Source organism: Candidatus Tisiphia endosymbiont of Dioctria linearis (assembly GCF_964026545.1).
Taxonomy (GTDB): domain Bacteria; phylum Pseudomonadota; class Alphaproteobacteria; order Rickettsiales; family Rickettsiaceae; genus Tisiphia.
This window is the reverse complement of record NZ_OZ032156.1, coordinates 914,641-927,173: the sequence shown is the minus strand read 5'-3', so window position 1 is coordinate 927,173 and position 12,533 is coordinate 914,641. Positions and strand designations below refer to the sequence as shown.

The 12,533-nt window shown below is 29.8% G+C and carries 11 protein-coding genes and 3 pseudogenes; 8 read left to right on the top strand and 6 right to left on the bottom strand.

Features of this window, described 5'->3' with window-relative positions:
- Positions 1-112 precede the first annotated feature (112 nt).
- The gene (locus tag AAGD42_RS04500) at positions 113-235 is read left to right on the top strand and encodes a hypothetical protein (RefSeq protein ID WP_341752401.1); all 123 of its coding nucleotides are present in this window, start codon (positions 113-115) and stop codon (positions 233-235) included.
- Positions 236-367: 132 nt separating this feature from the next.
- Positions 368-997 carry a M15 family metallopeptidase gene (locus tag AAGD42_RS04495; protein ID WP_341752400.1) on the top strand — a complete coding sequence of 210 codons (630 nt, stop codon included), beginning with the start codon at positions 368-370 and terminating at the stop codon, positions 995-997.
- A gap of 172 nt (positions 998-1,169) precedes the next feature.
- On the opposite strand, the gene AAGD42_RS04490 is transcribed toward AAGD42_RS04495, so the two are convergent.
- Complete coding sequence (locus AAGD42_RS04490; RefSeq protein WP_341760785.1) at positions 1,170-1,580, bottom strand: phosphotransferase; 411 nt, start codon at positions 1,578-1,580, stop codon at positions 1,170-1,172.
- 16 nt (positions 1,581-1,596) lie between these two features.
- On the bottom strand, positions 1,597-2,133 hold the full coding sequence (locus AAGD42_RS04485; RefSeq protein ID WP_341752398.1) for a hypothetical protein: 537 nt from the start codon (positions 2,131-2,133) through the stop codon (positions 1,597-1,599).
- Positions 2,134-2,204: 71 nt separating this feature from the next.
- Between AAGD42_RS04485 and AAGD42_RS04480 the strand changes: the two are divergent.
- Positions 2,205-2,345, top strand: a pseudogene (locus tag AAGD42_RS04480) (palindromic element RPE1 domain-containing protein); the annotation flags it as partial.
- A gap of 85 nt (positions 2,346-2,430) precedes the next feature.
- On the opposite strand, the gene AAGD42_RS04475 reads toward AAGD42_RS04480, so the two are convergent.
- Positions 2,431-2,706 (bottom strand): HU family DNA-binding protein, encoded by a 276-nt coding sequence (locus AAGD42_RS04475; RefSeq protein ID WP_341748604.1) that lies wholly within the window; start codon positions 2,704-2,706, stop codon positions 2,431-2,433.
- Between the two features lie 385 nt (positions 2,707-3,091).
- On the opposite strand from AAGD42_RS04475, the gene AAGD42_RS04470 reads away from it, so the two are divergent.
- A complete protein-coding gene (locus AAGD42_RS04470) occupies positions 3,092-3,607 on the top strand; it encodes a hypothetical protein (RefSeq protein ID WP_341752397.1) in 516 nt (171 codons plus the stop codon).
- Here AAGD42_RS04470 and AAGD42_RS04465 read toward each other — a convergent pair.
- Positions 3,605-3,676, bottom strand: a pseudogene (locus tag AAGD42_RS04465) (palindromic element RPE1 domain-containing protein); the annotation flags it as partial. The gene AAGD42_RS04470 and the pseudogene AAGD42_RS04465 overlap by 3 nt on opposite strands.
- A gap of 407 nt (positions 3,677-4,083) precedes the next feature.
- Between AAGD42_RS04465 and xseA the strand changes: the two are divergent.
- From xseA to xth, 4 genes and pseudogenes are all read left to right on the top strand, one after another.
- Entirely contained in the window at positions 4,084-5,424 is a 1,341-nt protein-coding gene (gene xseA, locus AAGD42_RS04460) for an exodeoxyribonuclease VII large subunit (RefSeq protein ID WP_341752396.1), read from the top strand.
- A gap of 51 nt (positions 5,425-5,475) precedes the next feature.
- Entirely contained in the window at positions 5,476-7,104 is a 1,629-nt protein-coding gene (locus AAGD42_RS04455) for a transporter substrate-binding domain-containing protein (protein WP_341752395.1), read from the top strand.
- A gap of 101 nt (positions 7,105-7,205) precedes the next feature.
- Positions 7,206-7,522, top strand: a pseudogene (gene dcm / locus AAGD42_RS04450) (DNA (cytosine-5-)-methyltransferase).
- A gap of 37 nt (positions 7,523-7,559) precedes the next feature.
- A complete protein-coding gene (gene xth / locus AAGD42_RS04445) occupies positions 7,560-8,336 on the top strand; it encodes an exodeoxyribonuclease III (protein ID WP_341750398.1) in 777 nt (258 codons plus the stop codon).
- 83 nt (positions 8,337-8,419) lie between these two features.
- Here xth and AAGD42_RS04440 read toward each other — a convergent pair whose 3' ends face one another.
- Positions 8,420-11,119 carry a glycosyltransferase gene (locus tag AAGD42_RS04440; protein ID WP_341752393.1) on the bottom strand — a complete coding sequence of 900 codons (2,700 nt, stop codon included), beginning with the start codon at positions 11,117-11,119 and terminating at the stop codon, positions 8,420-8,422.
- 10 nt (positions 11,120-11,129) lie between these two features.
- Positions 11,130-12,320 (bottom strand): UDP-galactopyranose mutase, encoded by a 1,191-nt coding sequence (glf, locus tag AAGD42_RS04435; protein WP_341752392.1) that lies wholly within the window; start codon positions 12,318-12,320, stop codon positions 11,130-11,132.
- Positions 12,321-12,533 lie beyond the last annotated feature (213 nt).

The window sequence follows — 12,533 nt, the reverse complement described above, 5'->3', positions numbered from 1 at the left end:
ATGATTGACTCTTTTACTGGTTTAGGATACTTTCTAAAATACACTACTAATTTTTATAGTGATAGTTACTAGGAGACTATCGGAGATAACTAATTTGTTCACAGAAAATTATATGTATAAGCTAATATTACTATATATTTTTTTTATAAATATATCACAAGTAAATGCTGCTGATTTTACCATAGAGCCTTTATCTGAATCATCGAAACAAGAGATGATCAAGAAAAAAGTGTAGCATGATGGATGTCCAGTTGCTCTAAATCGATTAAGAGTTATTAAATTCCCTTATTATGATTTTAATTCTGTAATACATCATGATGGAAAACTAGTTGTTCTTGATGCTGTTTCTGAGCATGTTGTCGTCATTTTGAAAAGAATATATGATTTAAAATACCCTATTGCTAAAGCGCGTACTGTTGAAGATTATGATGGCGATGATGACAAAAGTATGGCAGATAACAATAGTTCTAGTTTCAGTTGTCGTGAAATTACAGGGGGTGGTTTACCTTCCGTACATTCATACGGTCTTGCGATTGACATTAATCCAATTCAAAATCCTTATCTTTCTATTCCAAGTGACATAAGTCAAGCAGGGGCTGTTACTGTAAAACCTGCGGAAGGATCAAGTTATCTCAATCGAACCAATATTAGACCTGGGATGAGTGAAGTAATAATTGATCTTTTCGCTGAGAATGGTTTTAGTGTTTGGGGAGGAAAGTGGAACACTCCTATAGATTGGCAGCATTTCCAAACATCTCGAGCTATGGCACAATTATTAGCCATTATGAACTATAATGATGGTTGTGCTCTTTTTAAGCTCTATGCTAAAACGCCGCAAATGCTTAACAAAATTGATCCTAATAACAATCAATTTGTTGAGCTTTATAAAAAAGACTCTAACAGGTTTATGCAATGTTTAAAAAAATTACCAGAAATATTAAGCCTAACGCCAGATCAGGCATATGATATTTTATCAAAATGTATTGTAAATCAGTGATTAATACATTAGGGTCTTATAATTTGCAGCTAAAAAGAGTCGAAATCTAGTAATTTAAATTTTGTTCACAGAGCCTAGGCTTACGCCTTCTCGCAATGACGTCTTGTACTTTAACTTTTTTTTCGTGAACGCTCACGTTAAATGAAATTTTGTGGTTAAATACTAATCGGAGTTAGCTATAAGAATCAATAAAATCTAAAGTATCAGTGATTAATTCTATTATGTTATTATACATGTTAGGTCTTTCATCTTCATAATCTAACAAATCACATAAATTTACTAAATCAACTAATTTTGCTTTTTTTTCCCAATCTGAGTCTAGGTTCACAGAGCCTAGTAACTTTGACATTTTTGAGTATCCAGAAATAAAGCTATCTTTTAACTGTTTATCAAATAAATGTTTAAATCTAAATAAAGTTGCAATATCACCATACACTGAACCAGAATAAGCAAATTCCCAATCTAATATTCCTGATAAAATTAATGTTCCGTCTATATTTTTAACTAAAATATTAGAAGGTTTAAAATCACCATGCACTAATTGATTACTATATTCCTTAGGAAAAGAGTTTTCATATGAAATAATTTTATTTTTTAAACTATGAGCAAATATAATTTATAAATACATTATATCCATTATGTTTGGTAGTAATTTTGCTGATTGATAAATTTGCATCAAGTAAACCACTTTCTTGGAACTTATAGGTACTCAAATGTCCTAAAAATTCACCAAGTTTACTATATATTACTAGTATTGAGTCTAAAAACGAAGGATCAGTTAAAAAATCTGATAATAAACTGCCTTCACGATATTCTACAAAACCACAAAAATAGTTTGTTATTTCATTTATAGGATTAAAACTAAGAAATTTTGGAACTAAAGGTTCATTATGGAGTAAATGTGAAAGTTTAAATTCTTTTTTACCTAACTCTATATCTCGAACATTAATACGTAATATAAACTTATCTCTATTCTCGAATTCAATAATATAATTTGTATTAGCAAGACCATGTTCTGCCTTGGTAACAATAAACTTATCTTCCCTAATTAAAAATTTTTTACACAAATTTTTAATTTCTTTGAATCCAAGATCAAAAAATTTATTTCGGCGTTCCCATTCTAACAATTTCTCCATACAGATTCTTCTAATAAAGCCTATCTCATAATTATAACAAGAAAGATATACCCATACGTAAGTATAATAGCCCTCTTCGAAAACTCGCTTATGCACAAGGATTTGAAGGAGACGCTTCACCTCGAACCGCAGCGTACTCTAATGTACGTGAGGATTCGAGTACCGCATCATTGTCCAAATTACCAGCAGAAGTAGAGTTTCCGAAGAGGTCTAATGGATAATATCTTTCTTGTTAAAACGTTATAGCAATAAACCTATGCCAGACTATAATATTTTATAGTGAAAGCTCTAAGAAAATTAAGAATTATTACACGCTTCCTTCATTTTCTTACCAGCTCTAAAGACTGGTTGTTTATAAGCAGCAATATGCATTTTCTCACCAGTTTTTGGATTGCGACCTTCACGTGCAGCTCTACTTTGTATGTGAAAAGAGCCAAACCCCACTAGGTTAACGTCCTCACCACGACTAAGTGCTTTAAGTACACTATCTACAACCCAAGTAAGGGCTTTTTCTGCATCAGTTTTTGAATGACCTGCTTCAGCCATTAATGCTACTAATTCTCCTTTATTCATATGATTAGCTCTCCAAATAGATTGTTAACATTATCAGACATTAATGTATTTATTATACCAAGATGCCAGCAAGACTTATTAATCTCGTTGCCTAGATTATATCAGACACTAAACTGACTGCAACTGAGACTTATTTAGAATTTTTGAATATAATTATTTTCTAGTCTAATTGCAAAAAATTGTATCTATTTTACATCAAATTAGTTTCTTATACTGTAATTAGCATGTGTTTACACTAGCAACTACAATACAAAATTGGTCAAAAATAACTTTTGAAATTAATCGCTATTATATTTTATGTTGGTTTAAATGAAATGATTAGTTGAAAATCTAAATAGTTTATATATTATATATATTATAATTTAATATATATAAGGTAACTTTTATGCTCACTAGACTATTTTACATATTATTTATTTTAATTTTCGACTTAAATGTTAATGCTAATCCAACTCCCTTAGGTTTTGAATTAAATAAAGCAGTTATATCAGACGTAGAGAAAGTATATCATATCACCAAAAAAGAACAGAATCATTGGGAAGGGTATAATTATTATGTCAATGTTAGAGATGTCAAATTAGAGGGGCTTACTAAGCTACTAATAATATGTAATGATGATAATATTATCCAAGCAGTAATCTTAACGATAGATAAAAGTAAATTCACAGAATTTTATCAGTTACTTTCAGAGAAATACAAACTTACCTATAGCCAGAATCCTAAGTTGGGTGATAAAGAAATTAAATTTGCAGATAGTGATTGTACCATAATATTAGATGCTCCTCATCTTAGCTTTAGTATGGATCTTATATACATAACAGATGAATTTCTAACAAAATTTAAAGGCAAGCAAAAAGAAGAAGAAAATCTGAAGAAAACAAGAGATAAAGAATTGCTATAGTTCAATAGACCTCTTGCAAAACTCTACTTCTGCTGGTAATTTGTACGTCGATGTGGTACTCGAATCCTCACGCATGCTAGGCTCTGTGAACAAAATTTTAATTGTTTAGATTTTGAGTATTTTTAAGCGAAAATTAATAAGATTTTTGCCGGAATAGTTAGTTCTATTTCAAAAAAATCTTATAATTTGCAGCTAAAAAGAGTCGAAATCTAGTAATTTAAATTTTGTTCACAGAACCTAGAGTACGCTGCGGTTCGAGGTAAAGCGTCTCCTTCAAATCCTTACGCATAAGCGAGTTTTGTAAGGGGTCTAATTATAAAAACCATCGACAAAAGAAAATAATTCAGTGATAATCTTTGTTTGTGTTTTAAAAAACTAGGTTGCTGTTCACAACCTAGGGCAGTTTAGTTGTTTTTTTATGACTTTATAAACTGCCCTGCCAAAAATTTATAATAAAAACTATTATGTTGTCTCTTATGCTAGAAAATAGTGTTGTTACTAATTTAGTAAATCAGGAATTTTCAGTTACTGAAATTTCTACTAAGATTAAGGAATTGCTAGAAAATAACTTTGGTTATATTAGAGTAAAGGGAGAAATTTCTAGTCTTAAGATAGCAACTTCTGGTCATGGGTATTTTAATCTTAAAGAAAATACAGCTGTTCTAGCCTGCACTTGTTGGCGTCCGGTACTTGCCAAGATTCAATTTACACCAGTTGACGGTATGGAAGTGGTAGCTATTGGCAAACTCTCTGGATATGCAGGGAATTCACGATATCAGCTATCGGTAGAGGCTCTTGAGCCTGCTGGTCTTGGGGCTATTATGCAAATTCTCAAGGAATTGCAAGCAAAATTAGAAAAAGAAGGTATCTTTAATAAACCAAAAAAACCATTACCTTTTCTGCCTAATAAGATTGGTGTAGTTACCTCAATGACTGGGGCGGTAATTAGGGACATTATACATCGTATTAATGATCGCTGTCCATCTCATATACTAATATGGCCAGTTACTGTTCAAGGTGGAAATGCTGCAAGTGAAATTGCTGGGGCAATTGAAGGATTTAATAAATTAGAGCAAAATATAAAACCTGATGTTATAATTGTTGCAAGAGGTGGGGGTTCTATAGAAGATTTATGGGCATTCAATGAAGAAGTAGTAGTACGTAGCGTATTTAGCTCAGATATTCCTATTATTTCGGCAGTGGGGCATGAAGTAGATAATACTTTAATCGATTTAGTAGCTGACAAGAGAGCTCCTACTCCCACCGCTGCAGCTGAATTTGCCGTACCTGTACTTTCTAGCCTTAATTATACAATAAGTTCGTATTATGAGACCTTACTTAACCGTATTATTCAGCTAGTTAAATATCAACAGCAAGCCGTTAACTCCAATACTGACATTTCCAGAAGTCTAACTACTTATATAGATTATAACCAACAACTTCTTGATGAACTAAGTTTTAGATTAATGGATTCTTTGCCAAATTTACTTAGATTTAAAGTGACAAAACTTGACTCACTGAATATAGAAATATTAAATCCTCTGAAAATAGTTGACTATAAGTCGTTAGAATTAGACCATCAATTTAATTATACACTAAAATCTATTAGCACTAAGTTAAAAAATTATGAGCATCAACTAAATTTAAATAATTTACTACTTACCAGTTTAGACTATAAAACTGTATTAAAACGTGGTTTTACAGTAATTAAATCCGCAGATAAAGAATTCATAACATCAAAAGTTATGGCAAGCAAAAAACAAGAATTTAATATTAAATTTTTTGATGGTGATATATTAGTCCACACTATAAAATAGTGTATACTCTAATTAACTTGAAGTAGAATTTAATGAGGAGAGTTGTACACCATGCAAATATTTAAGAGTATCATCCCAATTATTATTATCTTACAAAACTTTTTTGCCTTTGCTGATCATAAAGTTGCTGATCCTACGGTGAATAGTACTCAAATATCTAATAATCTCATTGATACATATTTTACTCAATGTACTGAAGAAATAGCTGATAAAGAAAGCTTGCTTGTTGATTGGTATCCATTGGAACCCTACCAGTTTAGTTCTATAACTAGAAGTGGTAACTATAATGTCACCGGTTTAGATATTGAATTAATCAATGTTATTAGTAGTAAAATTAACATTGGCATACAATATACTGATTCTGCCTGGGAACAAGTAATACCCGATATCCAACAAGGTAAAAGTGATATGGTGCCAGGACTTACTTATACCGAGGAAAGAGCAGCCTTTGCCAATTTTTCTATCCCATATCGACTTGCAGAAATTTCCTTATTTACTTTACGTTCAGCAAGAAAACATCTACATTTTAATAATACGAATGAATTCTTAGCTCAGATACGTTTACTAAATTTTCGTCTCGGTATAACTAAAAAAGCTGTTTTTGGTGATGCGAGAACGACTGACTACCTAAATCAGGTGAGTAATAACGACATCATCATTAAATATGGCAGTAATGCAGAGCTATTTAAGGGGCTACTACGTAATGAAATTGATGGGTTTCTTGCTGATAGGATCGCAGGGGTAGCTCTTGCCTTAAACTATATAGAAAAAGATCAAATAGAAGAGATCCCTACTGGTATTAAAACCCCTGTACATTTAATGTTTAGTAAGAAAACCGTATCTCCTAATTTAGTCGCCAGGTTTAACAATTCAATTAAAGAATTTATCAATAGCGATGAATATAAAAAAATTGTTAGAAAATATATATATCATACCTTATTGCCAAAATCTATTGATTCAACATGGTGTCATATTATTGGAGTTATAGGAAGTATAGCATTCGCAATTTCTGGTATCGTTATATCAGCAAAAACAAACGCTACGCTGTTTACTACTTTTGTATTAGCAATGTTACCATCCTTACTAGGATGTATTTTACTCGATATTATAGTACACCATACCGATAATAATATAAGTATTGTTTTAACTCCATATTATACTTTTCGTGTTTTTATAATAGTGCTTATTGGCTTCTCTGCCATTAAATTGCTAGCTTATTATAACAAGCAATTATATGAGGATAATTTTATCCAAAAAATGCGTAATAATACTCTTATTGTTTGTGATTCCTTAGGGCAATCATCTTTTATGATAATTGGTGTTATAGTTGTAATTGTACAAAGAATTGAACCGTTAGAGTTTTGGGGAACATGTTTTGCCTTTTTGACTTCTAGTGCTGGTATAATGCTCAGGAATTTAATTTGTAAACATGATAGAAATATGGAGTATATCCCTAGAGAAATTAATTTTGAAATATTAATATTGTGGGGTGCGATCTTTAGTATATTATTAGATTCTTATGCTTGTAAGCCTGATTATAGTACAATAAAATACTCTATTGTTACAGTATTTATAGGAGCTGTTGTTAGTAGACTTTTAGTCTACTACTATAATATCCCAAACTTAACTTTTCGTTCGGATAATACAGAAATTCCTACAGATAATATAAAAACAAACTAAATAAGTAATGGAAATGATCGAGATAATGAACAAATTTTTAAATATAATAATAGAAAACTGATGCCAACGGAGGTTTTTACAAATTTATTCAAGGAAGTTATATGTACAAATTTATAGATTTATTCTGTGGTATTGGTGGTTTCCGTATAGCTCTTGAAGAAAAAGGGATGGAGTGTGTTTTTCATCCGATATTGATAAAGATGTGCAAGAAACTTATAAAAGGAATTTTGGAGAAAAACCAATGGGAGATATTTCAGAGATTTCTGAACGCAAAATACCAAAACATGATATTTTATGTGCCGGTTTTCCTTGTCAACCTTTTAGTATCTCCGGTAAACAGAATGGTCTACATGATATAAATGGTAAATTGTTTTATGAAATAATTAGAATATCTTTGCTATTGATAGTAGATTGGTAACAACAATAAATGAAAAACTTTAAATGAAGAGTCTTAAATGAAAATAGCTACTTGGAATATTAATTCCATAAGAATGAGACTACAACATTTACGTGACTTTTTAACGGAAGTAGATCCTGACATTGTTTTGCTACAAGAAATAAAGTGTGAGACTGAGAAATTTCCTTTTGATGAATTATCGGACTTAGCGTATAATTTTTATGTGCATGGTCAAAAATCCTATAATGGTGTTGCTATTTTATCAAAATTTTCAGCTGATGAAGTGATAAAAGACTTTCCGGCGATTAATTGTATTGACCAAGCACGAATGATAGAAATCACTGTACAAACTCCAATAGGTTTCTGTAGTATCACTTCTTTATATGCCCCTAACGGTTCATTGGTGGGTAGTGATAAATTTGAAATGAAATTAGGGTTTTATGACAGTTTAATTAATTACTTACAATCCAAGAAATCTCTTGATACTAAGATAATAGTTGGAGGGGATTTTAATATTGCTCCTTTTGATATTGACGTATACTCAGTAAAAGAGCTACAAAATACTACTTGTTTTACTAATGAAGAAAAACAACGATTGAGAATTATTTTAAATTCTGGGTTTGAAGATTTATATAGATTATCAAACCCTACTAAACAAGAATTCTCTTGGTGGGATTACAGAGCAGGCTGTTTTGAACAAAATAAAGGTATGCGTATTGATATGATACTTGCCTCGAGCAATGTTGCAGATTATTTAGATAATTGCTACATGTATTATAATTTACGAGCTAAAGTTAAACCTTCTGATCATATACCCGTTGTCGCCATCATTTAGTTAAATCTATTAACCAGAGGTTCCATAATACTTCAGAAGCTATCTGCGCAGGTACGAATTTTTTTACAAGAGGTTTCTGAGCATTATCTCTTTAATATTATGCTGGCTATTTTTTTTGGTAGCATAAGTATATTCGCTAATATTTTTGCATACTTATTAAAATAATAGATATCATAAGTGTTTAGTATTTTATAAGTAAACAACCCTAGAGTATAAGGTGCTATTAATAAGTTTTTTATAAATAATTTGATATAACTAAAACATTTATCAAATTTAATATCTATTACTGTAACGAGTCTCATTTTTGATAAGTAATTATCTAATTCCCTACTGATATCATGAGAATTAATATCCCAATTAATTATATTATTAATATCTTTAACTTTCTTAAAAAATTCTAAATTAGTCTTGCTAAGAGGACTGACTTGCAAAATACGATCTCTATGACCTTTTAGCATATGAAATAACATTTTATTCATTATTAATCGCTTATTGTATAAGGTGGCATCATTAGTTTGCAAATAACTTAGAATATTGAGAATTATCTTTTCATGATCATGGATTTTAAATCCTGTTGCCGCAATGGATTGGGCAGGTCTGCCTATATAATATTTATAAAGTGGTATATCTAAATACAGAACCTGTTTAACATATTGTATAGCTTTAGCATTATACTCCATATCTACATAAAAACATTTTTCAGTTAGTATCATATTAGATTTCTTAAGAATATCAGTTTTATAAGTTGAAGTTGATAAAATTGGCCCCCAATAATCAAATTTTATTTGGTCAAAAATTAAGATTTGTTTAGACGGAAGATGTGTATAACAATCCTCACTTCTTATAGCACTATTAGCTAATATGTCATACGATAATTCATGTAAGATTAAATCAACATCGAACATATTTAAATATTTTAGGAAATTATCTAGCCCTTGAGTATCTACCCAATCATCTCCATCCACTATTTTAAAATATTTTGACTTAGTATGTTTAATACCAGCATTTACTGCTCCACCATGCCCCTTATTGCTTTGATTTATAAGTGTTACAATAGTTGGAAATTTATTTTGGTACTCTTCAGCAATTGATTGAGTGTTATCAGTTGAGCCATCATTTATGACTAATACTTCTAGTAAATGCTTATTCTCACAAGATAAAATAGAATTTAAGCATCTTGGTAAATAACGCTCAATATTGTAAACAGGAACACATATACATAATAATTTTATTTGCTCATGTTCTATAGGTTTAATATAAAATTCTTGTTCATTTTGAAATAATTGTAATTCTTTTTCCAAAATCATTTTACGTGAAAATTTAGAAGAAACATCATAAGACATTTTCTCGCTTAACTCTAAAAATCTATCTGGATTGTAAAATAAATCCTCAATAATATTAGCATAAGACTCAGGATTTTCTATATCATTACTTAAAGTACCATAAGAAGGATTAATAAATTCTGGGACACCACAAACATTAGAACTAACCAACACTAAACCAGAGCTTACTCCTTCTAAAGAACTAACCCCCATACTATCAAGTCTTGTTGGATGGAATATTATACCACAATTTTTATGAAGTTCACTAATTTGAGCATGAGTATGAAATCCTTGAATAAAATGCACATTAGGCAATCGTATTTTTTCTGAAAAATCTTTAAATAGTACCCCATCTCCATAAATAAAAAAGTTTAGTTGATTAAAAAACTCTTTGTTCTGAAGAATAGTGATGGTCTCTATTACTAGATCTAAAGCATAGTTATTATAATTATCGAATTTTCTTAAAGTGAATATGTTTAACCTATCATTTGAATATTTCTTAACGTATTTAAATATATCAGTATCTATGCCATTTGGAATTATGGCAAAATTATTGAAATTAGTATTTATATATTTCTCAGATTTTGCCTTTAACCAATTACTTACAAAAATCCATTTTATATTCTTATTATTTGCATATTTTTTATACATTAAATCTTTTGTTCTTATTCGCTGAGGTGTAACGTAGGGGTTATACACCCAACCATAAGCCATGCAAAATGATTCTTGATACCTATAAAGTATTTCAGCACCATGAGTATAACAATAAATTTTTATACCATAATAAAGAATTACACTATCAATAATATCTTGTAATTCCTCGTTAATAAAATGAATTATAACTCTCTTAAAATTAGAATTAGTTATTATATTTTTTAAAAAACTTAAACTATTATAATAAACTTTTATACCATCAAATTCATTTATAAAACTATTATTATCATCACAACAAAAAACTTCTGACTTAATATTATGATTGGTAAAAGCTTTAATAGAAGTATGAACAAAACAAAAATTATACAGGTTTGCAGAACTAGGATATCCAGGAGAAATTATCAATGTATCAGCTGTAGAAACAGGATTGTCAAATTTACTTTTTTTAGTTATGTAATAAGTAAATTGTTTTATTTTAACTTCCGTGTTAGCTTTTAAGATAAGCACAATTTTAAAACATTCTAAATTAGATAAAGGGATTTCTAATTCTGAATTTAAAAACGTCAATTTTCCAGCAACTGTAAAGGATATTTCACCCTTAACCAAAGTTCCTTTATTGACCAAACTAATAAATTGTTTATCCTTAAATAGGATAAACTGCCTATCTATAGTTATAGACCTTAGTTCATTTGATGAGTTAATGATTGTGATATTATCATCTTCTTTATTATGTTTTACATATAAACCATTAAGTTTATTAGTTGGTAACGTAATAATTTTTTGTTTTAGGTCTATGGGGAGGGTCATTCTCAAATAATTATAAAGCTGTTATTTTAGTTAATGATTCTATATCTTCAAACTCCTTTAAGGCTCTTAATATTATATCATCCATATCATAATATCGATACTCAGCTAGTCTTCCGATCAGCCTTAGATTAGAAAAATTTTTAGCTATTTCTTTGTATTTATTAAACAATTCACTATTACAATCTTTGGGTATTGGATAATAAGGTATATCCTTCTCAGGGTTAGTTCTATCATATTCTTGTGGGTATTCATACATCAGTACTGTCTTCTTGTTATTAGGTACCCTCATAGTATGATTATACTCAGTAATCCTAGTATATAATTCGGTATTGGGGTAATTTACAGTAGTTACCCGTTGTAATAAAGCTTCATCATGTGTTTCAGTTGTGAATTTTAATGATCTGTACGGCAACTCCCCTAAATGATAATTAAACAATTCATCTATAGGACCAGTATATATTATATTACCTTCATATTTTTGTCCTTTAAAAAGGATTGCTTTATTATTAAGGTCTATTTTCAGTAAATCTTTAGAGTCGATATTTAGTAAAATATCAATATTATCGTGACTTAACATTTTCTCAAACATTGCCGTATAACCTTCAACTGGTAAAGCTTGAAAACTTTGTTGAAAATACCTATCATCATAAGAAATATGTACAGGAACTCTAGCCGTTATGGTCTCAAAATCCAAATTTTCTGGTTTATCACCCCATTGTTTTACTGTATAGTTTAAATATAATGTTTCAAATATAAAGTCCCCTAACGCTCTTATATCACCATCATCAAAATTTCTTAGCTTAGAAACGGATACTTTAGTCTCCATACCAAAGTTTACGATTAACTTATCTTTATATAATATGGCTTTTTCAACTGGCAATAGAAGCTCTAAAGAGGTTAGATTAAATGGTACTGGCACTAATTGATCGTTTATTTTAGCTAAAACCTTATGTTGGTATGGATACCAATGAGTAAAATTACTTAAATAATTTTTTACTTTATCTTCATTGGTGCGAAATAGATGGGGACCATATTTATGAACCAATATATTATTAATATCTTTATAATCATACATATTACCAGCGATATGGGGTCTTTTTTCTATGACCAACACCCTTTGGTTAAGCTGCGAAGCTATTCTTTCTGCAAGAATAGAGCCAGCAAAACCACTACCAACTATTATATAATCGTATATAATCATAAACTCGGGTTAAATAAATTTTAAAAATTACAACATAATGATTTATTTTGATAATATGTCAAGTGCGAATTGGATACATCTAACAATATTAAAGTATATTATATTTTGTACTGGCAGGTGGGTCAATATTATTGACTAACTATGATAAATACCATAATACGCAGCTAAAAATAGAATAAGTGGACTTGTTAATAGTTAAAATACTATATTTTA